We start from the raw sequence: 24,977 nt of genomic DNA on the forward strand, positions 1-24,977 counted from the left end.
CTAGACAAAATGACACCAAATGAGTTTTACTATGATCAGCTACCCCAACAAAACAAGGTGGCTTAACTAGAGCGGAATATCACTTATAAATACGCTTTTAGTTGTTCAAACAAGTGGGACCACCTCTCTAATAATAATAAGATAAGCCTACGGTTAGGTAGCTACACTCATAACAATAAGAGTTTTGCATTAACCGTTCTTCGAAATAAATATTTATATTCTTTTAAAAGAATGGAGAAAAAAAATGAATAAAATAGTTCTAACAGCATTAGCATCAGTTGTACTTGGCTTAGGATCAGCAAGTGTATATGCAGGTGGCCCAGATCGTGGCCCAGGTCCATCTAAACCGACTAAACCACATAAACCAGGCAAGCATGCTTGTAGTGATAAGTGTGATGGAAAAATTAATGTAGTTCTAGATGTCGCTCGACATTGCGACCTGGATATCGTAGATGAAACCTTAACACTGGCTCAAGCACAAAATGGTACTTGGACAGATACAGGAACATTTAATGTACGTACAAATGCACCATACAGACTGCAAATCTCAGCACCAAATACCTTAACTGGAGCGGGTGGCGCAGTACCGGTACAAGTGAGCACACGTCAAAATGGCGCTGCTGATGCGTACAATGGTGGTACTTTAGCTAGTACAGGCAATGCCGATCAGGCATTTAATGTAACTGCAACAGTTGCACAAAATGATTATAATAACGCTGATGCTGGTACTTACCGTGGTACTTATACAGTAGCGGTTCGATTCTAAAAATAAGAAAATCATTCTTATAAAATAGTTACACCGTTAGGAGATGTTTTAAACATCTCCTACTTTAATATAAAAAATTAATAATAATTATATTTAAATATTTGGAGTCAAAGGTGAATATAAAATTAATAGGGTTGCTAATTATGCTCCTCTACAGTGCTTCTTTGTCTGCAGGAATTAAATTTAATCCGATACAATTAAATATCCAAGATTTTAAAAGGCAGAAAAGTACTACGGTTAATATCGAAAGTACTGGTCTATCTAAATCTAAAATCTATGAAGTTAATGCATATAAATGGCAGCAGGATGAAAAAGGAGAAGATGTTCTTGTAGAAGATAGAACTTTATTATTTAATCCAAAAACTTTTGAACTTAAACCAGAAAGTAAGCAGATTGTGCGTATTGGCTTTAGTCAGCCGCCGGAAAACCTAGAAAAACAACAGTCTTGGAGAGTAGTTTTTAAGGAAGTAACACCAGTTGCAGAGGAGTCTGCGATTAACTTTTTATTTAATTTTTCTTTACCACTTTTTGCTGGAAAGGTAGTTCCTCCAAAGCTCAGTGTGGATCTACACAAAATTAATAATATAGCCTATCTCAATATTATTAATTCAGAAAATTCTTTTGCGAAAATTACTGAAGTTGTTGTACTCGATAATAAAAATAATGAATTACTTCGACAAGATTTAGCTTTGTATGTGTTAAGCGGTAATAAAATTAAATTTGAATTAGGTGAAATTAAAACTGGGAACATAGCCAAATTAAAAATTAAATTAGATGAGCAGGCAGGGTATTTAGAGTTTCCAGTAAAAGGGTGATAGTTCTATCTCAGAAAAATAAGAAATATAAAAGGATCATGCTATGAAAGCCACAAAACTTTTCCTAATGATTGCATGTGGTATAGGAGCGATAAATGCAAATGCAGAACTTAGTCAAGAATCAAATCAACTAAAAAGTCCAGAAGTACTTATCGTTAATATATGGATCAATGGTGTGGATTATCACACTGAAACTGTAACATTTTCTGAGAATGGGAAAAGATTTGTTGAATGTGAAGCTTTATCTGATATTGGAATACGGGTAGAAAAAATTTCACGACACCTGGCTAAGAAAGATTTTTGTTCATTAACACAGCCAGGAATTACAGTCGAGGATGATTATAGTCTTCAGGCGATTAAAATCTTCTTTCCTGCAGATTTTTTCGTAGGAACCGATTATGAGCTGGAAATAGAAGTTCCGGAAAAAGCAAACTTTGGTGGCTTTGTGAACTATAGTCTGTTTTATGGTAAGGATGAAGAAGATCAGGAGTTTAATACGTTCTCAGAGTTTGGAATCTTTAAAGATTATTGGTTGTTTAAAAATGCGTTTCTCTATCGGAATGAACCTGAGGAAACAGAACAAACGTTTTTGCGCGTAAACAGCACCTTAGATATTGATTTTCCGACAAAATTTTTAAAGCTGACTTTCGGTGATACGACCAGTCCTTATAACTTGCTAAATAATTCTTTTCGTTTTGGTGGTTTAAGCTTTGGAACCAATTATATTGATCGTCCTGATTTTGTGTATTGGAATATCCCAGCCTTAAATGGTAGCGCCAGCTTACCCTCTACGGTAGATCTTTTTATTAATGGTGTAAGACTTTACCGGGATTCAATCACCCCAGGTAATTACAATTTACCAGCTGGAGGAGTCGTCAATCAGGCAGGTGATGCTCAAATTGTGGTGGAAGATATACTTGGAAATCGTACTGTTCGGAGTTTTCCTGTTTATATTAATAGCCGGTTATTGAAGCCAAAGTTAAATGAATACAATATTTCGTTAGGAAAGCTGCGTTATAACTATGATCTTGTGGATGATGATTATCGTGATTTTTTTAGCAAACTCTATTTCCGCCGAGGGATCACTTCTTCTACAACCTTGGGTCTAGATTTACTTTATAGCGAAGATGTTAGCAATGTAGATGTGTTGTGGACCCAAGGTATCAGTAAGTATTTTCTTTTAGATACCGCCGTATCAGCAAGCAAGGCAGATCGTATAGATGAGCAAGGTTATGCTGCTGCAGTTGGCTTGAGTCGAAGTTCCCAATACTGGTCAGTTGGCTTAAATAGTCGATATTTTACGCAAGAGTATCAATATTTGAATACTGATTTATATGATTCCGAAATTGAGACTTCAAGTATTTTATATTTTAACTTTTCTAATCTTAAAATTATTGATGGTCTAAATTTTAATTTTATTTATCAATCTTATTATAATGAATTTGATGATTCACCTAGAGAAGACCGTAAGTTTTTTGATATTAGAGCGACAAAAGGTCTAACGAGAAACTTATATACGGATTTTGGCTATTATAAAGATTTTAGTGAGGACGGAGATCAGGGATTTCGTATCGCCTTTTATTATAACTGGGGCGAACGAGGGCGGATTTCTCTGGATCATGATACCGCAGATAATGAAACAAGTTTAAGTTATGCCCATCGAACCATGACCCAGAATGGCTTTGATTATGTCGTGGGTGTAAACCGAAGTGATGAAGAAATTAACTACAATGCTTATGGTTTATGGAAAACCAGCGTAGGTAACTTGCAATTATCTCATGATGAATATGAGGATCGCCGTAATTCACAAGTTACATTTGATGGCGCATTAGTTTGGATGGGGAATAAAGTTGCATTGACCAAATATGCCGATAACGCTTTTGCCTTGGTTAATGTGGACCAACATTCAGATATTGATATTTATCGCTCGGCAACACGTGTAGGAAGTACCAATAAACAAGGGTATATGTTTGTTCATAATCTTATTCCTTATATTCATTATGACATTTCTTTTGATCATAACCAGCTGGCAATGGATGAAACTTTTGAACACTCTTCTAAGAAACTGGTGGGCTTAGATCAACGCGGATATCGTCTGGATTTTCCGATTTATAAAACAAAACGGGTTGCTGTCAAACTTAAGGATGCACAGCAAAATTCGCTGGTTGCAGGGTCTGAAGTTCTTGTAGACGGGCTCAGTCAGGAAGCTTCTTTTGTTGATAGCCAGGGTATGGTCTATCTTTATTTATTTAAGGCAGGTGCATATAACCTGAAAATTAAAACTCAAGGCGGAAAGCAATGCCAGGCACAATTTAATCTGAATGAAATACAATTCCAGAATGCGGACAAACATGTTTTTGAAACGGTTTGCAAGTAGGAGAAAACTATAATGAAACAACTCTTGTTATTAATAGCAGTATCCACGATGAGCACCATGGCATCTGCTCAATATTGTTCAATTGATGGCTTTGCTAATGATGAGCTTCGTTTGCAAAGCTACCAGCGTAGCCAGGCAGCCACGTCTTTTAATATCAGCTGTGATACTGGTTATTCAATTTTATTTAATAGCCAAAATCTGGTTAGTACTGATGGTATGAGTTATGTATCTAATGGCGCCTATAAACTCCGCACTAAGTTAAATTTAAGAGGAGCAAGCGGTAATGCGTGGGGAGTACCACTCCAACAAAGCGCAGCCCAGCGACAGAAATTTATCGTATCTGTTCAACTGGTAGATAATCCTTTTAATGGTGTTCCAGCAGGTACTTATCGTGATCGGATTTCAGTCGATATTAATTTCTAAATTTGATTTAAATAATTCGGTAGCTAAGAATCGATAAAATGAACTGAAAATATTACAGGAAGCCAAACGGTGAAATTCCATCATGCAAAACAAAAATTAATGGAGATGGATTTAAAAGGTTGCGTAGTATTAAATCATCTTTCGCATTCTGGACGTGTGGCTGCTTTTTTCAAAATTATCAGCCGGCTTGGCAATGGTGTATTCTGGTACGTGATGATCATCACTACCTGGGCGCTACAAGGTTTATTATATAGCCTACAAATACTGTATTTAATTCTGGGAAGTACTGTTGGTACGGCAATCTACAAAGTATTAAAAACTAAAACTGTACGCCCCCGACCTTATCAGGTGCATCAGCTTATTCGTCTCGGTGACCATCCTCTAGACTATTACAGTTTTCCCTCAGGACATACCTTGCATGCCGTCATGGCAACGACGATGTTAGGTTATGCAGTTCCAGTTCTACTGATTTTAATGCTGCCTTTTACTGTGTTAGTCGCAGCCTCACGAATGATACTCGGTCTGCATTATCCGAGTGATGTAGCAATGGGGGCTGTCATCGGTATAACTGTGGCGGTAAGTTTTATATCTCTGGCACCGCTCTTGAACATTGTGTTATAAAAATATAGCTCTGGAACCGTTAAACACTCGCAGATTCTGCCAGATTTGCTAAAGTACCACATCGAAGCAAATGGCTGTTAGGAATAGATATGGGTTTACGTTGGACTGATACTCTTGATATCGCAATTGAACTGTATGAAGCACACCCGGACGTGGATCCGCAATGGATTCGTTTTACTGATTTGCATGCATGGGTTTGTGCACTTCCAGACTTTGAAGATAATCCTGAAAAATCAACTGAAGGTCTGCTTGAAGCCATTCAAATGGCATGGATTGACGAGGCGCGCTAGGACCTAATCTAAAAAAGCGATTTTTTTACAGAGTAAAAGCAGAAAATTGCGGATTATCTCGGTATAATGCGCCAAATTTTCATGTCAACCATTGACTAAAGGAGCCAATCATGGCTATTGAACGTACATTATCTATCGTTAAACCAGATGCAGTTGCTAAAAACGTAATCGGTGAAATCTTTGCTCGTTTCGAAAAAGCGGGTCTTAAAATTGTTGCTACTAAAATGAAGCACCTGACTCAAGCTGAAGCTGAAGGTTTCTACGCTGAGCACAAAGAACGTGGTTTCTTTGGTGACTTAGTTGCATTCATGACTTCTGGTCCAGTTGTTGTTTCAGTTCTTGAAGGTGAAAACGCAGTTCTTGCTCACCGTGAAATCCTTGGCGCGACTAACCCTAAAGAAGCTGCGCCTGGTACTATCCGTGCAGATTTCGCTGTAAGCATCGACGAAAATGCTGCTCACGGTTCTGACTCTGTAGCATCTGCTGATCGTGAAGTTAACTACTTCTTCGCTCAAACTGAGATTGCTCCACGTACTCGTTAATTCGCAGTATTCAAGCCAGATAAGTGTTATTATACTTATCTGGTTTTTTTATTCCCTGAATAATTCTTTGCTCAGATATTGAGCTTCTCCTTTCATCTTTAGACATGGTTTAGGTAATACACATGAGTACTGAAGCAGTCGCTGTATCAGCAGTTTCTGAGGCACAGCAACACACTCCATCCGCTCCAGCACAGCAAAAGGCTGTCGAGAAAGTGAACTTACTTGGCATGTCACGTCCGCAAATGGAAAAATTCTTCGAAGATATGGGTGAGAAGAAGTTTCGTGCCGGGCAGGTGATGAAGTGGATTCACCAATTTTTTGTGACTGATTTTGCTGAGATGACCAATATCTCAGGCAAGTTGCGTGAAAAGCTGGAAAAAATTTGTGAAATTAAAGCGCCAGAAGTGGTGCATAAAAATTATTCTAAAGACGGTACGCGTAAATGGGTGTTCCGTGTCGGTGATGGTGAAGGTTCACTGGTTGAAACTGTCCTCATTCCAGCAGAAGATAAAACTGGCTCACGTAAGACCTTGTGTATTTCTTCACAGGTGGGCTGTGCACTGGACTGTTCATTTTGTTCAACGGGTAAACAGGGTTTCCAGCGTGATTTAAGCCAGGCTGAAATTATCGGCCAGTTATGGATGGCAAACTATTCCTATATGGAAGATGTGCCTGTGGCAGAGCGTGAGCGTTCAGTGACCAATGTCGTCATGATGGGGATGGGCGAACCGTTATTGAATTACGATGCTGTACTCAATTCAATGCGTATCATGCTGGATGACTTTGCCTACGGTATGTCAAAACGCCGTGTGACACTATCAACATCAGGTGTGGTGCCTAAAATTGACCAATTGGCTCAAGATATTGATGTTGCTCTGGCGATTTCATTGCATGCACCTAATGATGAACTGCGTAATGAACTCGTGCCAATCAATAAAAAATATCCGCTTGAGCAACTTATTGCAGCATGTCAGCGCTATATCACTAAAGATGGCAATGAAAGCGCACGTAAACATGTGACCATTGAATATGTCATGCTGGACGGCGTGAATGACAAACCGGAACATGCCCAGCAGATGATTAAATTATTGAAGAATTTGCCAAGCAAAATTAACCTGATTCCATTTAATCCGTTCCCGCATGCGCCTTATGGCCGTTCAAGCCGTAACCGTATTATTTCTTTTCAAAAAACTTTGTCTGATGCAGGTTTTGTGTGTACGATTCGTCAGACACGTGGTGATGATATTGATGCTGCGTGTGGTCAATTAGTGGGACAAGTTGCTGATCGTACCCGTCGTGCGGAACAGTGGAAGAAGAAAATCGCGCAGTCCAATGAGATCATGCGCTCACAAGGATAACAAGAGGTCACCAATTGAGAAATCTGACATCTAAAATTGCTTTTATTTCAACAGTATGTGTTTCTATTGCTCTATCTGGCTGTCAAACGGCAGAAGTGGGTAAAAAGGATCCTAAAAAAGCGACCCAGGTGCGTACTCAATTGGCGGTTGAATATCTGAAGACTGGTGATCTGGATTCAGCGAAAAGAGCGCTAGATGAGGCGCTTAAAATTAATTCACGTGATGCTCAAGCCAATATGATGATGGGTGTTTTGTTACAGCAGGAAGGCAGTAAGCTGAACTTGGATCGTGCCGAAACTTATTTTAAGCGCGCGATTTCAGTCGAACCTAAAAATGCACAGGCACGTAACAATTATGGCACCTATTTGTATCAGCTTGAACGTTATAATGATGCAATTGAACAGTTTGCAATTGCAGGCGCGACACTGGGCTATGACCAGCGTTATCTTGCGCTTGAAAATATGGGACGGATCTACCTGAAGCAGGGCAATCTGGTGAATGCTGAAAAATCATTCAAACAGGCCCTGCAAGCCAATCGCGATTCTTACATTTCAATGTTAGAGTTGGCAGAGATTTTTTATCTGAATCAGCAGTTCCCGGCGGCGTCGAATATGTATCAACAATTTGTACGTTCAGTGGGACAGAAAAACCAGGGTGCTCGTGCGCTCTGGATCGGCATTCGTACTGCGCGTGCCGAGGGTGATCAAATGGGCATGCAAGTATTGGTCAATCAATTGCGCGCATTATTCCCTGAAAGCCCGGAATACCAACGTTATTTGCAATTACAGTACACTACTGAGGCCGTATGGAAGTAAATCCTAATTCACCATCGAATAATTCGAGCGTAGCGCCAAACGCGTTAGGAAATGTTCAACGTCCAGGTGAGTACTTGCGCCAGATTCGTATCAACCAGAAACTTGAGCTGGAAGATGTTGAAAGTGAACTGAATATTCCAGTCAAAACTTTGACTGCACTGGAACAGGATGATTATAAAGCTTTACCGGAAGCGACCTTTATCAAAGGTTATTATCGTACTTATGCGAAGTTCCTAGGCGTCGACGCATCGAATATCATTCAACGTTTTGATGAGATTTATGCCAATGATACCGGTCTGTTACCGAATCATGCCTTGAACAATTCCCCAATCAAGATTATGGGTAAATTACCAGGCTCTAATCGTGACCGTAACCGTAAATGGTTAAAACGCGGTTTAATCGCATTAGTGGCGTTAGCAGTTTTAGGTGCATTGGTAGCGATGATCCAAAACTGGTCAGGCAATAGTAGCGCTGAAGTGGAACCGGAAGTAATGACTCAGGCATCAGACGTTGAAATCATTAATATGGATTCCAATGCAACAGTATCTGGTGATCAGCTAAAACTTGAATTTAGCCGTCCTACTTCAGTCCATATTATTGACTCAACCGGTAAAGTGCTTGCTACTGGTCGTCAATCATCAACATTGGATTTAAATGGTGAAACTCCATTTCAGATCCGTCTTGATGATGCAACCGCTGTGGCCATGACCCTGAATAACGAAAATATTTCATTGTCACCATATACTGTAAACGGAAAAGCAGAATTCCGTTTATCACGTTAATGGCAAGAGAGTAGAAACAAATCATGATTGTGAATCCGATTCAACGCCGTCTAACCCGCAAGATTCGTGTTGGTTCTGTTTATGTCGGTGGTGATGCGCCTATCAGCATCCAGAGTATGACCAATACCGAAACCTGTGATGTAGCTGCAACGGTCGCACAGATCCAGCGTTGTGTCGATGCGGGTGCTGATATCATGCGTGTTTCTGTACCAAGTATGGAAGCAGCGGCAGCGTTTGGGGAAATCCGTAAACAGGTGAGTGTGCCATTGGTTGCAGACATTCACTTCGACTACAAAATTGCCCTAGCAGTAGCTGACTTGGGCGCAGACTGTCTGCGTATTAACCCAGGTAACATCGGTTCAGAAGCCAAGATTCGTGAAGTCGTGGCAGCTGCGCGTCATAACGATATCTCGATGCGTATTGGTGTCAATGCTGGTTCATTAGAAAAAGACATCCAGAAAAAATATGGCGAGCCGACAGGCGAGGCACTGCTTGAATCGGCGATGCGTCATATCGATATTTTAGACCGTTTAGATTTCCATGAATTTAAAATATCGGTAAAAGCATCGAATGTGTTCCTGACCATGGATGCTTATCGTCTGCTGTCTAAACAGATTGATAACCCGCTGCACTTGGGTGTGACTGAGGCGGGCATTTACCGTACAGGTTCGGTGAAGTCTGCAATCGCCCTTGGTGGTCTGTTGATGGAAGGTATTGGTGACACCATGCGTATTTCATTGGCAGCAGCACCTGAAGAAGAAGTGAAGATCGGTTTCGATATTTTAAAATCGCTGGGTTTACGTTCTAACGGGATTAACTTCATTGCCTGCCCGAGCTGTTCACGTCAGGAATTTAATGTAATTAAAGTGATGCAATCGCTTGAAGAACGTTTGGAAGATATTCGTACACCAATGGATGTATCGGTGATTGGCTGTAAAGTAAATGGTCCGGGTGAAGCTAAGGAAGCCGACATTGGTGTAGTAGGTGCAAGTCCACGTTCACTGGTGTATCGTAATGGTGAAAAGAGCCATTTAATCGATACCAATCAACTGGTTGATGAAATCGAAGCTATGGTTCGTCAACGTGTTGATGAGCTTGAAAAAGCTAAATCTAAAGAAATTATTCGTACAAGTTTTCCTGAGTAGATCATGAGTTCAATCGTCGCAATCAAAGGTTTTAATGACATTCTCCCAACGCAAACCCCAGCTTGGAGACGTCTTGAACAGCATTTATCGGGTCTGATGGATGCCTATGGCTATCAACAAATTCGTTTACCAATCGTTGAACAGACCAATCTGTTCAAACGTTCAATCGGTGATGCAACGGATATCGTTGAAAAAGAAATGTACACTTTTCTGGACAAAGGTAATCCACCGGAGTCTTTGACGCTGCGTCCTGAGGGTACAGCAGGTTGCGTACGTGCCATGCTTGAGCATAACCTGCTGCGTGGTGCGACCCCGAAAGTGTGGTATGTCGGACCTATGTTCCGTTATGAAAAACCACAAAAAGGCCGTTACCGTCAGTTCCACCAGTTTGGTGTGGAAACTTTTGGTGTAGCAACGCCAGATCAAGATGCTGAATTGATTTTAATGACAGCGCGTTTATGGAAACGTATGGGTGTTGCCGATAAAGTCCAGCTTGAACTCAACACTTTGGGTGAGTCGGATGAACGTGCGGCATACCGCGCGGCATTGGTTGAATTCTTGGAAGCGCATAAAACCGATCTGGATGAAGATTCTCAGCGTCGTTTAACCACGAATCCATTACGTATCCTGGATTCTAAAGATGCCAAAACGCAGTCTATTTTAGAAAATGCACCTAAACTGCATGATTTTATGGGTGAAGAAACACTGGCGCACTTTAACCAGTTACAGCAATACCTGACTGATGCAGGCGTCAGCTTTGTCATCAACCAGAAACTGGTACGTGGTCTGGATTATTACAACAAAACCGTATTTGAATGGACCACAACGCATTTAGGTTCACAAGGTACAGTCTGTGCCGGCGGTCGTTATGATGGTCTGGTGGGTCAGTTAAAAGGTAAGGCAGACCAGTCTGTACCTGCGGTTGGTTTTGCGATGGGGATGGAGCGCTTACTGCTTTTACTGGAGCAAGTTGAAGACAACACACCTGTACGTGATTGTGAAGTATTTCTGGTGGCAGACCCTGCTTCTCAAGGTCAGGCACTGGTCTTGGCTGAACAGATCCGTGACCAGTTAGAAGCTGCCGGGAGTAGCATTCGCCTGAAAGTTGGCTCACAAGGTTCAATGAAATCGCAAATGAAAAAGGCAGACCAGTCTGGTGCGATCTATGCCGTGATTATGGGTGAACGTGAACTGGAAGCACAGACTTTTACCGTAAAAGAGCTGGCAACGGCAGAGCAATCAGATGTGCCATTTACTGATTTTGTGGCATTCTTCACAACTAAAATTTCTTCAAAATAATCGATAAGACATTAGGAAAGGGGTAATCACATGAGCGCAATTGGTGGTGATGAACAACTTGAAAGTTTGAAATCCTTCACAAAGAAGTATGGCTCTTCAATCATTACCGGAATTCTGGTTGCGCTGATTGCCTTTTTTGGATGGGAATATTGGCAGAAGAAGAACCTGGCGGAGTCGCAGAAGCAAACGGCCAAGGTACAGCAGTTAATGGATGATGCACGGTCTACTCAGGGCGATGCGTTTGCTAAACTGTCTGATACTGCGGACAAGATTGTCAAGGAAGCACCTGACTCAGCGCAGGCGATTCAGACTCAGCTAGTAATGGCAAAACTGGCTTATGACAAAGAAGATTATGCAGCAGCTGAACGTGTACTGAAGAAAGTTGAAAACTCCAAGGTGGATGATGCAGGTCTGGTGCAAGTAGTTAAACTTCGTCTGGCATATGCCCAGCTGGCACAGAAAAAATATGATGCAGCACTGAAAACTTTAGAAGCGGTGAATGAGCCTGCTTTTAAAGCAACTGCAGATGAAGCACGTGGAGATATCTATGTTGCTAAAAATGATATTGAAAATGCCAAGAAAGTGTATCAAAGTGCATGGGATACTTTGGTAGAACGCAAAGAAGAACGTCAGATTTTACAAATTAAACTAGAAAGTGTTGGCGTATTGGTCGATGATCCTGAAATTGAACGCCCGATTATAGATACACAAGTGGAAGAAACTGAATGAATAGAAAATACAAACTCACCTGTGCCTTAACCGTGTTAACCCTTGCTTTGGTAGGTTGTGCGGGAAAAACCATTAAAGTGGAAGAAGCCAAGCCAAATCCACTTCCTAAACTTGCACAGGCAAAATCACTGGTTCCTGTATTTTCTAGCAGTGTTTCTTCTACGGATGAAGCAGATCCATTACGTTTACGCCTCGATGCAGACAACGGTGTGATTTTTGCCATTAATCCAAATGGGGAAATTTCTGCTTATCAGGGCAAGCAACGTCTTTGGCAGAAAAAAGTGTCTAAAGCCGGCTTAAGCGCGGGTGTGGAGGCGGCTTCTGGTCTGGTGATTGCAGGCAATACCAAAGGTCAGCTGTTTGCTTTAGATCAGCAGACGGGTGAACAGCGTTGGGCTGCCCAATTGTCGGGTGCCATTATTGCGCCCTCTTTAGTGCACGCAGACCGTGTGATTACCGTAGCGAATGACGGTATGGTCTTCGCTCATGAAGTCAGTACTGGTAAACAGGTGTGGACTTATAAGCTACCTAATGTACAATTCAGCCTGCGTGGTATGGCGGCACCAGTCGCACTTGACCCACGTCATGTACTGATTGCTTCAGCAAACGGCTATATTTATGCTCTGGATGCTGTTACTGGCGTGCCAAAAATGCAGCGCCGTGTAGCGGTATCTGATGGTCGCTCCGATATTCAACGTCTGAATGATATTGATGGTGAGCCGGTCGTTGCTGGTCAGTTTGTAGTAACAACCAGCTATCAAGGTCAGGTGACTGTGCTTGATCTGGCTTCACAACAGGTGATCTGGAGTGAAGATGCCAGCAGTATCCAGCGTCCAGAAGTTGTAGGTAATGGTGTCTTTGTAGCCCAGACTGATGGTAAAATCACCGCCTATGAAATTACGTCTGGCCAGAAACTCTGGGAAAATGACCAGCTGTTAAACCGTCAGCTGAGCAACCCGGTCATGCTGGGTACAGACCTTGTAGTCGGTGACCTGGACGGTGTATTACACCTGATTGATCCGTCTACTGGACAGATTGTTGGTCGTTCCAAGACTTCTGGTGAAGTTCGCACACTGCGTGTGATCGACAACCAGCTCTATGTGTCGACACGCAAGGGTGCTTACAGTATCTGGCAGAATCGTTAATTTTTCTGTGGCTTATGCTAAAATAAGCCAACCGTATTTTTTACGCGGGGTGATTGAATGTTCAATGCCCCGTGTTTTTATTTATTTTAGGCTTTAATCCTATTCCCATTTTCTTCCAGAACTTTCTGATGTTCAGGCCATTTTTAGACAGCCTGATATTGAATAAAGGTTAATCTATGAAACCCGTAATTGCGCTCATTGGTCGTCCGAACGTCGGAAAATCAACTCTGTTCAACCAGATAACCAAGAGCCGTGACGCATTGGTGGCAGACTTTGCAGGTCTGACACGCGACCGTAAGTATGGTGATGCTGTCTATCAAAATAAATCCTTCATTGTCGTTGATACTGGCGGTATCGGTGAGAACGAAGGTGGGATCGACTCTTACATGGCAGAGCAGTCTAAAACTGCAATCCATGAAGCAGATATGATTATCTTTGTGGTCGATGCACGTGCCGGATTGTTGGCATCTGATGAACAGATTGCCCGTGAGCTGCGTACTTTGGGTAAAAAAGTCTTCCTCGTTGCGAACAAGGTAGATGGAGTACACGCAGAAGCTGCTTTAGTTGAGTTCTATAAACTTGGCATGGGCGAGCCGATGCAAGTGGCGGCGAGTCATGGTCGTGGTGTACAGCAGATGCTTGAAGAAGTACTTGCAGATGTGCCTGAAGATGAGTCTGAAGCTGAACACGATAAAAATACCGGTTTGCGTCTCGCGATTATTGGTCGTCCGAACGTTGGTAAATCAACCTTGGTCAACCGTTTACTGGGTGAAGAGCGTGTGGTTGCATTTGACCAGCCTGGTACAACACGTGACTCGATTTACATTCCATTTGAACGTGATGGCCGTAAATACACTTTGATCGATACCGCAGGTGTACGTCGTAAAGGTAAAGTCGATGAGATGATTGAGAAATTCTCAATCGTGAAAACTTTGCAGGCGATGAAAGATGCGCATGTGGTTGTCGTAGTTGTTGATGCACGTGAAGGAATTGTAGAGCAGGACTTGCACTTGATCGGTTATGCGATTGAAGCAGGTCGTGCCATGGTGATTGCGATCAATAAATGGGACAACATGTCTGAATATGATCGTAAGCAGTGCAAGCTGGATGTGGAACGTCGTTTTGACTTCATTCCATGGGCGAAGATTCACTTGATCTCTGCATTACATGGTACCGGTGTCGGTGAGCTTTATCCTTCGATCCACCGTGCCTATGATTCTTCACACCTGAAAGTCTCTCCTGCAAAAATCACCCAGATTCTGCAAGATGCGACTGAAGCTCACCAGCCGCCAACTGTTCAAGGCCGTCGTATCAAAATGCGTTATGCGCACATTGGCGGTCAGAATCCACCGACCATTGTCATTCATGGTAACAAGGTCGATAAAACTCCTGCGGATTACCGTCGTTACCTGGAAAATGTGTTCCGCAAAGTTTATAAACTTGAAGGTACACCAGTAAGAATTGAATTTAAAACTTCTGAAAACCCGTTCGAAGGTCGTAAGTCGCAAATTGATGAACGTACTGCAGCACGTAAGCGTCGTTATGTTCAGAAATTCAAGAAAGCTGAGAAGAAATTCAAACGCGGTTAATCTGTATTTGAATAAAGTAAAAAGCCTGCAATAGCAGGCTTTTTTGTGCTTTCACCATAGAGGTCTGAACTGTTTTATAATTCACTTGAGCAATAAAGGATCCTGTAATGCGTCAGATTCGAATTGATTTACATAAACTGCCGGTTCAAGCCACATCTGATGGGCTAACGCGTAAAGCGTATCTCCAGCAACGCAAACAACACATCGTTCAATTGCGAAATCAGTATTTATCCAGTGCTTTGAATTTCTCAATTTGCGATCATGATCTTGCACGTGCAGAGTATGGCAAACCCTATCTCAAAGACCACTCAAATATTGCCTTTAACCATAGCCATAGCCAGAATTTTTATGCACTTGCCATGAGCCAAACAGTCAAAGAAATTGGGGTGGATGTTGAAGAATTAAGCCGTAAAGTTCGTTTTGATGCATTGGCACAGCATGCCTTTCACCCTGAAGAATACGCGATCTGGCAACAGCTAGACTGTGATCCTGAATACTGGTTTAAGGTCTGGACCACCAAAGAAGCAGTATTAAAAGCACATGGTATGGGTATTCGTATGAACTTAAGTGAGCTCAATACTAAAGTACATCCACAGCAGCAGGGTGGCCTGTGTCAGCATGCGCAGCTTGGGGTCTTTGCATTTCACAACTATGTATTTGGTGATTGTGTGCTCAGCGTGGCATGGCAGGCTGAGCAGTCCTGTCGTGGCTTTAGTTTTCCACAGATTCAGATTTACCAGTATCCGGCAGCATAAACAGGGGGATATAAGAATCAGGGTTTTCGGGCAATTAGCAAATTACTCATGCGGTTCACAAACTGCGGACTGAAACGTGACAAATGGTATAAGAACTGGCTTTTAAAGCCGACTGGCTGATGGGTAGGAACCAGTAAATTGTCCTTGCGCTGTACCAGTTTTAAAATATCCTGAGCGACATCTTCTGCACTCAAATGTACGCCCATTTTCTTGATGCTTTCTGCCTGCATATCCTGAACCATTGCAGTGCGCACAAAAAGTGGCATCACATCCATGACCCGGATGCCATGCTTGTGCCATTCAATATCCAGGCTTTCTGTCAGGCCTCGTACGGCAAATTTACTGGTCGCATAAGAAGCGAGATCAGCCTGACCATAGATCGCGGAAGCAGAGGAAAGGTTAATGACCCGGGCAAAAGCAGCACGCTCCAGAAAGGGAAAGGCCGCATGACAGCCATTGATCACACCCTTGATATTAATATCGACCGTATGATGGTGTGCTTCAATGGGGGTCTTTTCAAAATTTCCTGAATAGAGAATGCCGGCATTATTCACCAGAATATTGATCTTGCCTGCCCAGGCTTCAAAATCTTCTAAGGCGGTTTGCCAGGATGCATAACTGGCGACATCCAGATAACCTGCATGCGCATTCGGGCCTAACTGTTCAGCCAGTTGTTCGGCAAGGCTAATATTCAGATCGTAAATACCGACCTTGTAATCCTCGTGGCAAAATAGGCTGGCAACAGCAGCACCGATTCCTTGTGCTGCACCGCTAATAAAGATACTGTGCATTGAGCTCACCTCCATGTTGATTGTTTTTAGAGCATAGCAAACATTGAGCAAAAGATATTTTCTTGTCCGATAAAATAAAGAGGTTTTAAGGTGGAACAATTACTGAGCATCATGCGAGAACTACGTGAAAAATGTCCGTGGGATCAACAGCAGACACCTGAATCATTAACGCGTTATGCGATTGAAGAGGCGTATGAAGTTGAAGCGGCTGTTCGTTCCGGTAAGGCTGAAGATGTACGTGATGAGCTGGGTGACCTGTTATTACAAGTGGTTTTTCAGTCGCAGATGTACAGTGAGCAAGGTGCTTTTAATTTCCAGGATGTAGTACAGGCGATTAGCGATAAATTAATCCGCCGTCATCCGCATGTATTTCAGGCTGAACAGTTTTCCAAACTCAGCCCTGAAGATGTGGCTGTATTGTGGAAAAAGATTAAGGCACAAGAAAAACAGGATAAGCCCCGTTCCCGTCTGGATGACGTGAAACATGCACCGTCACTCGTACAGGCAGATGAAATCCAGAAAAATGTGGCAAAAATTGGTTTTGATTTTCCTGATGTGGATGGTGCATTCGGTAAGCTTGAAGAAGAGTTAGGTGAATTTAAAGAGGCAATGGTAGGACAGAAATCCGACGAAATTCTGGAAGAATTTGGTGATTGCTTATTCTCTCTGGTTAATGTTGGTCGTAAACTTGGAATTTCGAGTGAGATGGCACTATTAGGTACCATCCATAAATTCCGTACTCGATTTGCCTTAATGGAACATCAGGCAGTACAACAGAATCTGAATATAGAAGACCTGTCACTGACTGAATTGGATCAGTTGTGGGAACAGGCGAAACAAGAATTAAAACAACGGGCCACGCATGAAAATAATAAAAAATCGGTCAATCAGCAGAGAACTGATTAGTATCATCCTTACAATTTTATCTGTACTGTACAGTTCGTTTGCAGCTGCTGCTCAAAATGAAAGTTATGCTGACTGGAAGGCTAAACAGCAACAATATGATGCACGGCTGAAACAACAGCAGAATCGGCCATCCCAAAATCATAGCAATCACTATCTGGCGAAGCCGGAGCTTGCAGCTGTTTCCAGTGCAGACAGGATCCGGCTGAATTCCGCTACGGTCGAGCAGTTGCAGCAGCTGCATGGCATTGGTCAGAAGAAAGCAGAAGCAATTATTGAATATCGCAACACGCATGGCAAGTTTAAACGTGTTGAAGATATTCAGTTGGTCAAGGGGATTGGTCCTGCACTATTTGCTAAAAATCAAGCTCGACTGGCGCTGTAAATCATCTAAATTTAAAGTGAATCCTCTATCATTGCTGGATACAGGATTGACATAATCAAATTGCCCTTTAGCCGTGTAAGCGATATGATTAGCGTCATCTTAGAATTTTACGTTCAGACGTAGGAGACAGCGTCTTTTGCAAACTTTGCGCGCGTCAAAATGTGGTTTATCAACCGCTCAATTACCTTCTTATATCCTCGATGTGATTGATGCCTTAAATAAGGCCGGCTATGAAGCTTATATTGTTGGTGGTGGTGTACGAGATCTGATGCTGGGCTTGAATCCCAAGGATTTCGATGCTGTCACTAACGCAACTCCCGCTCAGGTCAAAGAAGTATTCGGGCGACGTTGTCGTATTATCGGGCGTCGTTTTGAGCTGGCTCATGTCTATTCTGGTCGCGAACTGGTAGAAGTCGCGACTTTCCGGGCACCGCCGAAAAAGGCCGTCACTTCGGCGCAGGGCATGATTCTGCGTGACAATAACTGGGGAACTATCGAGCAGGACTTTGCTCGCCGTGATTTCTCGATTAATGCAATGTATTACCAGCCACGTAAAGGTATTGTGCTGGATTTCTGCAATGCAGTAGATGATATTAAACATAAAACACTGCGCCTGCTGGGTGATCCAACACTCCGCTTTGAAGAAGATCCAGTCCGTATGCTGCGTACGTTGCGTTTTGCAGCAAAATTAAATTTCAATATTGATGAAGCGATTCTGGATATTTTTACACCAGAAATGACCCAGCTGCTTCGTGATGTATCTCCGCATCGTCTTTATGATGAGTCACAGAAGCTGTTCACCATGGGGCATCTCAACCGCGTCTTACCAATGCTGATTGATTTCGGGATCTGGCGTCAGCTGTTTGCAGAGATCAAGCCTGAAATCACACCGTTTATTGAACGTGCTGCGACCAATACCGATCAGCGTATTTCGATTGGCAAGACGATTAATCCCGCGTTCTTCTATGCTGTATTGTTATGGAAGCCATTCCTGGAACGTTGTGATTTCTACTTGAGTAAAGGCATTATTCCAGCTGAAGCACGTGCTCAAGCAGGCCTGGATGTGCTGAAGCGTCAAGCAACCCGTACCATCATTCCACGTTTTGCGGAAACCTTTATCCGTGAAGTCTGGGAAATGCAGACCCGCCTGTTGAATCCAAAACCGCAGCAGATTGAAGCGCTGTCTGGTCATGCGCGTTTTCGTGCCGGCTTTGACTTCCTGTTACTTCGCGAAAAATCAGGTGATGAAACGGCACAGGGCATGGGGAGCTGGTGGGATGCTTATCAGCAAATGGGCGGTGACGAAAAAGAACGTGCCATTGCACAGTATAACCGTCAGCGTGCCAAGAGCCGTCGTAAAGCGACTCAGGAAGAGCATCTGGAACAGCGTCTTGCTGTTCAGGAAACCACTGAGATTGAGCCATTAGTCAATGAGCCGGAACCACGTAACCGTCGTACCCGCAAACCTAAGCCAGCAGCAGAGAAACCAGTTTCTCATGCAGCAGCGAGTGCAAGCGGTGAGATTGGTCCGGATCATCCAATTATGAAACGTAAGCGTGTACAGCGTGATTTAAGCCAAGTTGTTTTTGGACCGACACAATGACCATTACTTATATTGGCTTAGGCAGTAATCTTGGTGATTCGCGCCAGATTATGGCTGAGGCGGTACAGAAACTGGCAAGCTTGGGAACAGTGAAAATATCCCATTTGTATCAAAGTCCACCGATGGGTCCACAGGATCAGCCAAATTATCATAATGCTGTGGTGCAGTTGATTACCGATCTGGCACCACTCGATTTACTGGATCGTCTACAGGCATTGGAACAGGAAGCGGGTCGGGTACGTTTACGCCACTGGGGTGAACGTACCCTGGATCTGGACCTGCTTATTTACGGTGATGAACGTATTCAGAATGAGCGTTTGACTGTGCCGCATGTCGGTGTAATGGAACGTGATTTTGTATTATTGCCGTTGTTGGATATTGATACTGAATTACAGCTGAATGGACAATCATTAAAAGACCTGGACATCGTAAAACAATCGACCTTGACGGTCCTTGATCGCACGAATTGGGCAAATATTTAATTTTTATTTATTGGTATGTTCGCGAGAACTTCAATAAGAGAGGAACACCTTCATGATCAGTCTGAGCGACTTAAGACGATTCAAGGCGGACGGCCGTAAATTCTCCTGCCTGACCTGCTACGATGCCAGCATGGCCAAAGCCATGGAAATTGCCGAAGTAGATACGATTCTGATCGGGGATTCCCTGGGTATGACCATTCAGGGGCATGATTCTACTTTGCCAGTGACTGTAGCAGATATGGCATATCACACCGCTGCAGTGCGCCGTGCGAATCAGCATGCCTTTATCCTGACTGATCTGCCATTTATGAGTTATGCAACATTGAATGATGCCTTGCAAAGTGCCCGTACCGTGATGCAGGCGGGTGCTCAGATGGTCAAGCTGGAAGGTGGAGCATGGCTGGCTGAAACCGTACAGGTCATGACGCGTAACGGTATTCCAGTTTGTGTACACCTAGGTTTGACACCACAATCAGTGAATGTATTTGGTGGTTATAAATTACAGGCACGTAACCGTGCAGCGGCAGATCAGCTGCTTGCTGACTGTAAGGCTGTGGTTGAAGCCGGTGCTGCCTTGTTATTGCTTGAATGTGTGCCTGCACAACTTGGCAAAGAAGTGGCTGAGTTATTCCCGGAGATTCCAGTGATTGGTATTGGTGCGGGTGTAGATACGGATGGTCAGGTGCTTGTAGTGCAAGACATGCTGGGCCTGAACTTTGGTCATACGGCTAAATTTGTACGTAACTTTATGAAAGAACAATCAGGTGCCAATGCAATCCTGGATGCATTCAAGGCCTATCATGCTGCTGTACTAGACAGCTCATTCCCTGCACCTGAACATACATTCCAAGTTGAGTTATAACATGAAAACAGAAACTACCATCCAGGGTTTGGCGGCCTCATTAAATCCGGCTCGTTCAGCACGTAAAATTATTGGCTTCGTACCCACCATGGGGAATCTGCATCAAGGTCACTTAAATCTGGTACGTGAAGCCCGCAAGTTATGTGATGTAGTCGTGGTCAGCATCTTCGTGAATCCGATTCAGTTTGGGCCAAACGAAGATTTTGATAATTATCCACGTACCTTGGAACAGGATCAGCAGTTATTGGCTGAAGTAGGCTGTGACATCGTCTTTGCTCCAAGTGTGGAACAGATGTATGGCAACAAGCCGCGTCTGACCAATATCAGTGTTTCGGATATCACTAACGACCTGTGTGGTTTACAGCGTCCGGGGCATTTCGATGGCGTAGCAGTTGTCGTGACAAAATTGTTTAACATGGTTCAGCCAAACTATGCTTTCTTTGGTGAAAAAGATTATCAGCAACTGGCAGTGATTCGCCAGTTTGTGCAAGACCTGAATATTCCACTGGAAGTGATTGGGGTGCCGATAGCGCGCGCTGAAGATGGTTTGGCACTGAGTTCACGGAACGGTTATCTGACCGAGCAAGAACGCCAGACTGCACCAGTGATCTACCGCAGCTTAAAAGCAGCGGAACAGCAGCTGCATGAAGGTATAGTGTTAGATATTGTGTTGACTGGTATTCGCCAGACCCTCACTGAGGCTGGTTTTGTGGTAGATTATATTGAGGCACGTACGCCAGAATTGCAAAAGATTGATGAATTTAATCAGGATCTTGTGTTATTCATTGCGGCGAAATTAGGTAAAACACGTTTGATCGACAATCTGCAGGTAAAATATTCTGCACGTCATTAATAGGGTAGCAGGGCATGAAGCGCATCTTAATTGTGACAGGCCAATCTGGTTCAGGTAAGTCATCTGCCTTGCAGGTACTGGAAGACCTGGGTTACTACTGTATTGATAACCTGCCGCTGGCACTGCTTCCTGAAATTGTCGCGAAACTGGATCAGGAAAATAACCTGGAACAGTTGGCATTAGGGGTGGATGTTCGTAGTACGCGGGCGGATCTGCAAGAATTTGATCATGTGTTTGAACAGCTGCAACAGCATGGCACAGTCGATGTTATTTATCTGACTACGCAGGATCAGGAGCTGATTGCACGTTTTAGTGCTTCACGCCGTCCACATCCGCTGGCTGTACGTTTTAAAAGTCTGAATGAATGCATTCAGGAAGAAAAGTTACTTTTGCTTCCTATCCAGTTGCGCTCAACGGTACATATCGATACTTCTGACAAAAGTGTACATGACCTGAAGCATACCCTGCTGCATAAGCTCGGTCAGACTGATAACCTAATTCTGATTTTACAGTCCTTTGGTTATAAGCATGGTATTCCATTGGATGCTGATTATGTCTTTGATGTGCGTCATCTGCCTAACCCGCACTGGGATCTGGAACTACGTAAATTTTCCGGACTGGATCAGCCTGTACAGACTTTCCTAGAAAAGAGTGAGCAGGTAGAAGACATGTTCCAGGACATTCACCACTTTTTGGAAAAATGGCTACCGGCTTTTGCTGAAGGGCACCGTCACTACATCACAGTTTCTGTAGGTTGTACCGGTGGTCAGCATCGTTCTGTTTATATTGTGGATAGACTAAAAAAAGCGCTTGAGGCAAAATGGTCTGTTCAAGTCCTCCACCGAGAAATGAAGCACTGGTCATGATTGATACGACGGTTGACGTAATTAACAAATTGGGTTTACATGCGCGGGCATCGGGTAAGCTCATTGAAGTCACCACCAAATTTCGTTCCAATATTCAGATTGGAAAGGGTGACAAGCTCGTCGATGCAAAAAATATCATGTCCTTGCTCATGCTAGGAGCGGGCAAAGGCACAACATTACGCTTGGTACTTGAAGGAGCAGATGAAGAAAAAGCTTTATCTGAAATTCAGGCACTGTTTGCGGCAAAATTTTATGAGGCAGATTAATCGTGGCACGTCGACCGAGCAGTTTAACTGAAGAAGATTTCGAATCTTTAGAGGGACGCGCAAGTAAAACCGAACAGAAAAAAGCAGTCCAGCGTATGGCTGCTTTAGGCGCACAGTTGGCAGAACTGAGTGCGAAACAAATCAAGAACCTTCCTGTTGAAGAGCGTTTGATTGAAGCCTTGCTAGATGTTCAGCAAATTAGTTCACATGAAGCACGTCGTCGCCAATTCTCACGTATTGGCAAATTACTACGTAACGAAAATGAAACCGTGATTCTGTCCTACCTGACCCCTAAACAGGGTTTGAAAAAGACAGCGCAATTACAGCGTTGGGTTGACCGTATTGTCAAAGATGGTGATCCGGCGATTAACGAATTTACCAAAACCTATAATGCAACAGAACGTCATACCTTACGTCAGCATTATTTGCGTGTACATCGTGATCTAAAAAATCAGGCACCTGAAGAAGAGGTTACAGCATCAAAGCTAAAACTGTTCAACTATGTACAGCAAGTAGCATTGATTTCAGATAATTGATTTCGTGTCGATAGAGAAGGCGATCCTAGAAGGTCGCTTTTTTTTATATCCGTATTTTACCAAACAGAAAGTTATATAAGATTCATGAACTGGAATTATGAGCTCAAGCATAATTTTTAAAGAAACAATTTATAAGAATTGTAGTGGCTGCTTACAATTAACAGTAAGGAAATCTCAGTCATTAACAAAAAAATTGGTACTTTATGCCAGTTTTATTGTGCTTAATTAACAAAAATTAGACATATCAAAGAATTAACTAAATTACATGGTTAGTTAGAAGATTAATCATTTGAGCATTATGAAGCAAAAAATAGGATATTTACTCGTAAAAGATTGGTTGGTGAAGAAATTCTTAACAATATTAATCTAAATAATTTATTTTGGTGCTATTATTTTAAATTAAATTAATTATCTATAGGCTTGGCACTAGTATTTAGTTTAGGTGCATGTTACAAGTGGTGGTGAAAAAATAGACATTTCAGTGACATTATCAGGGTTGTTTATAGGTTTACAAATAACGGTTAATGTCAAATTTGTTTTACATTTTTTAAAGAAAAAATGAACGTATACGTAGTTAAATGTAATGAAATCAATTAATCTAGATGTTAGGAAATGTTGTTGAGACTGTTTAGATTCTTTGTTATTGATTGTATAAAATTGGTCGAATAAATAAACATAACCATGAGAGGCAGAGATGAAGCTTAACCTTCTGGAGATAGGTCAAAATACTGAACAGCTAAGCTCATGCCGCCTGTCTCTTATTTTGGGCGTAAATACTTCCAATAACCTAATTAATACATTTGCTCGAGTCGCACGTCGGCTACTTAAGACTGAAAAATGTTTACTGGGTTTTCATAAAGAACCTTATATCTGGTATTCCACTGCTTCAGAATTTTGGGGGTTTGAAACGCCGCCCGAATTAAATCTGCTCAATTATCTTAAAAATGATGACTGTCTGGATCATACGCATCCTGCCTATACAGAAATGTCAGAATATATTCGTAGTCTTGGTGTAGAGCATAAGCGCCTGATCTCCTTTAATCTGAAAGCCAGTGATACCCACTCAATTGGTCATGTGGTATTTTTTGATCAGAAAGAAGAGGGCTTTGATCAGGAAGATATTCGTCTGGTGCAGGAGTTTGCCGATGGGCTGGTCGGACGGATTCGCTTGCATGAAGACTATAATGAACTGAAGGAAATGTACGAGCAGCAATGCGCCATGAACTTCAGTAAGACGAAATTCTTCCAGATTATTGCTCATGACCTGCGTGCACCCTTTCATGGTTTACTTGGATTCTCGGAAGTATTGGCTGAAGAACGTCATACACTGGATGATTCAAGTGTTCAGAATATTGCCGATTATCTCTGTGAAAATGCCAAGTCAACTTATAACTTGCTGGAAAGCCTGCTGACTTGGGCGATGGCTGAAGGTGGACGTTTTGTTTACCATCCGATCAACTTTGAGCTAAAACAGTCCAGCAAAATTGTTTGCGATGTACTCAAAAGCTTAGCATTGAATAAAAAAATCGACCTGATTGACCGCATTCCTGAAGGAGTGAAGGTCAATGCTGATATCAACATGATTACTTCAGTGCTGCAAAACCTGGTCTCCAATGCACTGAAATTCACCCCAACCGATCAGCAGGGTCAGGTCATTTTGACTGCTGAAGCTGAAGACGAGCTGGTCAGAATCAGCGTGCAGGATACCGGTCTGGGCATGACTGAAGAACAGATGCAAAATCTGTTTAAGCCAAATCTGACAGTAAGTGTGAAAGGCACAGATAATGAAAAAGGCGCGGGTCTTGGTCTGGTATTGTGTAAGCGATTTGTCGATCTGAATCATGGTCAAATTTATGTGGACTCTAAAGAAGGTCAGGGTACGACCTTTAGTGTATTGTTGCCAAAAGCCACCAATGAACATCAGGCACTGGCACTTGCTGAACCGGCAGGTGCATTAAAAGAAAAAAATTAATTTCCGT

The 24,977-nt window shown here is 42.7% G+C and carries 27 protein-coding genes; 26 read left to right on the forward strand and 1 reads right to left on the reverse strand.

Going from position 1 to position 24,977, the window contains the following annotated elements; all coding sequences use genetic code 11:
- Positions 1–244: 244 nt before the first annotated feature.
- The 16 genes from C3420_RS12005 (at position 245) to C3420_RS12080 (ending at position 15,451) form a co-directional block, all read left to right on the forward strand.
- Positions 245–766 carry a DUF4402 domain-containing protein gene (locus C3420_RS12005; RefSeq protein WP_103800605.1) on the forward strand — a complete coding sequence of 174 codons (522 nt, stop codon included), beginning with the start codon at positions 245–247 and terminating at the stop codon, positions 764–766.
- 113 nt (positions 767–879) lie between these two features.
- A complete protein-coding gene (locus tag C3420_RS12010; protein WP_048881425.1) occupies positions 880–1,581 on the forward strand; it encodes a molecular chaperone in 702 nt (233 codons plus the stop codon).
- A gap of 43 nt (positions 1,582–1,624) precedes the next feature.
- Positions 1,625–3,958 (forward strand): fimbria/pilus outer membrane usher protein, encoded by a 2,334-nt coding sequence (locus tag C3420_RS12015; RefSeq protein ID WP_103800606.1) that lies wholly within the window; start codon positions 1,625–1,627, stop codon positions 3,956–3,958.
- A 12-nt stretch (positions 3,959–3,970) separates the two neighbouring features.
- Positions 3,971–4,381: a hypothetical protein gene (locus C3420_RS12020; protein WP_103800607.1), complete on the forward strand. Its 411-nt coding sequence runs from the start codon at positions 3,971–3,973 to the stop codon at positions 4,379–4,381.
- A gap of 69 nt (positions 4,382–4,450) precedes the next feature.
- On the forward strand, positions 4,451–5,002 hold the full coding sequence (locus tag C3420_RS12025) for a phosphatase PAP2 family protein (protein WP_103800608.1): 552 nt from the start codon (positions 4,451–4,453) through the stop codon (positions 5,000–5,002).
- Between the two features lie 89 nt (positions 5,003–5,091).
- Positions 5,092–5,292, forward strand: coding sequence for a Fe-S cluster assembly protein IscX (gene iscX / locus C3420_RS12030; RefSeq protein ID WP_004813114.1), 201 nt, complete (start codon positions 5,092–5,094; stop codon positions 5,290–5,292).
- A gap of 110 nt (positions 5,293–5,402) precedes the next feature.
- Positions 5,403–5,834 (forward strand): nucleoside-diphosphate kinase, encoded by a 432-nt coding sequence (gene ndk / locus C3420_RS12035; RefSeq protein WP_004813112.1) that lies wholly within the window; start codon positions 5,403–5,405, stop codon positions 5,832–5,834.
- Positions 5,835–5,956: 122 nt separating this feature from the next.
- The gene (rlmN, locus tag C3420_RS12040; protein ID WP_004813110.1) at positions 5,957–7,192 is read left to right on the forward strand and encodes a 23S rRNA (adenine(2503)-C(2))-methyltransferase RlmN; all 1,236 of its coding nucleotides are present in this window, start codon (positions 5,957–5,959) and stop codon (positions 7,190–7,192) included.
- A 14-nt stretch (positions 7,193–7,206) separates the two neighbouring features.
- A complete protein-coding gene (gene pilW, locus C3420_RS12045; RefSeq protein WP_103800609.1) occupies positions 7,207–8,007 on the forward strand; it encodes a type IV pilus biogenesis/stability protein PilW in 801 nt (266 codons plus the stop codon).
- Positions 7,998–8,789 (forward strand): helix-turn-helix domain-containing protein, encoded by a 792-nt coding sequence (locus C3420_RS12050; RefSeq protein ID WP_004813106.1) that lies wholly within the window; start codon positions 7,998–8,000, stop codon positions 8,787–8,789. The genes pilW and C3420_RS12050 overlap by 10 nt, the downstream gene beginning before the upstream one ends.
- Positions 8,790–8,812: 23 nt before the next feature.
- Positions 8,813–9,934 carry a flavodoxin-dependent (E)-4-hydroxy-3-methylbut-2-enyl-diphosphate synthase gene (ispG, locus tag C3420_RS12055; protein WP_103800610.1) on the forward strand — a complete coding sequence of 374 codons (1,122 nt, stop codon included), beginning with the start codon at positions 8,813–8,815 and terminating at the stop codon, positions 9,932–9,934.
- 3 nt (positions 9,935–9,937) lie between these two features.
- Positions 9,938–11,233 carry a histidine--tRNA ligase gene (hisS, locus tag C3420_RS12060; RefSeq protein ID WP_103800611.1) on the forward strand — a complete coding sequence of 432 codons (1,296 nt, stop codon included), beginning with the start codon at positions 9,938–9,940 and terminating at the stop codon, positions 11,231–11,233.
- 30 nt (positions 11,234–11,263) lie between these two features.
- Positions 11,264–11,962, forward strand: a complete 699-nt coding sequence (locus tag C3420_RS12065) for a YfgM family protein (RefSeq protein ID WP_103800612.1) — start codon at positions 11,264–11,266, stop codon at positions 11,960–11,962.
- A complete protein-coding gene (bamB, locus tag C3420_RS12070; RefSeq protein WP_103800613.1) occupies positions 11,959–13,107 on the forward strand; it encodes an outer membrane protein assembly factor BamB in 1,149 nt (382 codons plus the stop codon). The genes C3420_RS12065 and bamB overlap by 4 nt, the downstream gene beginning before the upstream one ends.
- 176 nt (positions 13,108–13,283) lie before the next feature.
- The gene (der, locus tag C3420_RS12075) at positions 13,284–14,696 is read left to right on the forward strand and encodes a ribosome biogenesis GTPase Der (protein WP_004889995.1); all 1,413 of its coding nucleotides are present in this window, start codon (positions 13,284–13,286) and stop codon (positions 14,694–14,696) included.
- A 107-nt stretch (positions 14,697–14,803) separates the two neighbouring features.
- Complete coding sequence (locus C3420_RS12080; protein WP_103800614.1) at positions 14,804–15,451, forward strand: 4'-phosphopantetheinyl transferase family protein; 648 nt, start codon at positions 14,804–14,806, stop codon at positions 15,449–15,451.
- A 17-nt stretch (positions 15,452–15,468) separates the two neighbouring features.
- On the opposite strand, the gene C3420_RS12085 is transcribed toward C3420_RS12080, so the two are convergent.
- Complete coding sequence (locus C3420_RS12085) at positions 15,469–16,242, reverse strand: SDR family oxidoreductase (protein ID WP_004889988.1); 774 nt, start codon at positions 16,240–16,242, stop codon at positions 15,469–15,471.
- A 90-nt stretch (positions 16,243–16,332) separates the two neighbouring features.
- Between C3420_RS12085 and mazG the strand changes: the two genes are divergently transcribed.
- From mazG to C3420_RS12135, 10 genes are all read left to right on the forward strand, one after another.
- The gene (gene mazG / locus C3420_RS12090) at positions 16,333–17,148 is read left to right on the forward strand and encodes a nucleoside triphosphate pyrophosphohydrolase (RefSeq protein ID WP_103800615.1); all 816 of its coding nucleotides are present in this window, start codon (positions 16,333–16,335) and stop codon (positions 17,146–17,148) included.
- Complete coding sequence (locus tag C3420_RS12095; RefSeq protein ID WP_103800616.1) at positions 17,105–17,530, forward strand: ComEA family DNA-binding protein; 426 nt, start codon at positions 17,105–17,107, stop codon at positions 17,528–17,530. Before mazG ends, C3420_RS12095 begins: the two co-directional genes overlap by 44 nt.
- 136 nt (positions 17,531–17,666) lie before the next feature.
- On the forward strand, positions 17,667–19,133 hold the full coding sequence (gene pcnB / locus C3420_RS12100; protein WP_103800617.1) for a polynucleotide adenylyltransferase PcnB: 1,467 nt from the start codon (positions 17,667–17,669) through the stop codon (positions 19,131–19,133).
- The gene (gene folK, locus C3420_RS12105) at positions 19,130–19,615 is read left to right on the forward strand and encodes a 2-amino-4-hydroxy-6-hydroxymethyldihydropteridine diphosphokinase (RefSeq protein ID WP_103800618.1); all 486 of its coding nucleotides are present in this window, start codon (positions 19,130–19,132) and stop codon (positions 19,613–19,615) included. The genes pcnB and folK overlap by 4 nt, the downstream gene beginning before the upstream one ends.
- Before the next feature lie 52 nt (positions 19,616–19,667).
- Positions 19,668–20,477 carry a 3-methyl-2-oxobutanoate hydroxymethyltransferase gene (gene panB, locus C3420_RS12110; protein ID WP_004813084.1) on the forward strand — a complete coding sequence of 270 codons (810 nt, stop codon included), beginning with the start codon at positions 19,668–19,670 and terminating at the stop codon, positions 20,475–20,477.
- Position 20,478: 1 nt separating this feature from the next.
- Positions 20,479–21,330 (forward strand): pantoate--beta-alanine ligase, encoded by an 852-nt coding sequence (gene panC / locus C3420_RS12115; protein WP_103800619.1) that lies wholly within the window; start codon positions 20,479–20,481, stop codon positions 21,328–21,330.
- Between the two features lie 14 nt (positions 21,331–21,344).
- Positions 21,345–22,196, forward strand: a complete 852-nt coding sequence (rapZ, locus tag C3420_RS12120; RefSeq protein WP_103800620.1) for an RNase adapter RapZ — start codon at positions 21,345–21,347, stop codon at positions 22,194–22,196.
- A complete protein-coding gene (locus C3420_RS12125; protein WP_008303424.1) occupies positions 22,193–22,462 on the forward strand; it encodes an HPr family phosphocarrier protein in 270 nt (89 codons plus the stop codon). The genes rapZ and C3420_RS12125 overlap by 4 nt, the downstream gene beginning before the upstream one ends.
- Before the next feature lie 2 nt (positions 22,463–22,464).
- A complete protein-coding gene (gene yjgA, locus C3420_RS12130; RefSeq protein ID WP_004813080.1) occupies positions 22,465–22,998 on the forward strand; it encodes a ribosome biogenesis factor YjgA in 534 nt (177 codons plus the stop codon).
- Between the two features lie 694 nt (positions 22,999–23,692).
- Positions 23,693–24,970 carry a sensor histidine kinase gene (locus C3420_RS12135; RefSeq protein WP_004813078.1) on the forward strand — a complete coding sequence of 426 codons (1,278 nt, stop codon included), beginning with the start codon at positions 23,693–23,695 and terminating at the stop codon, positions 24,968–24,970.
- Positions 24,971–24,977 lie beyond the last annotated feature (7 nt).

It is taken from the genome of Acinetobacter sp. ACNIH3, assembly GCF_002918965.1.
GTDB classification, from domain to species: domain Bacteria; phylum Pseudomonadota; class Gammaproteobacteria; order Pseudomonadales; family Moraxellaceae; genus Acinetobacter; species Acinetobacter schindleri.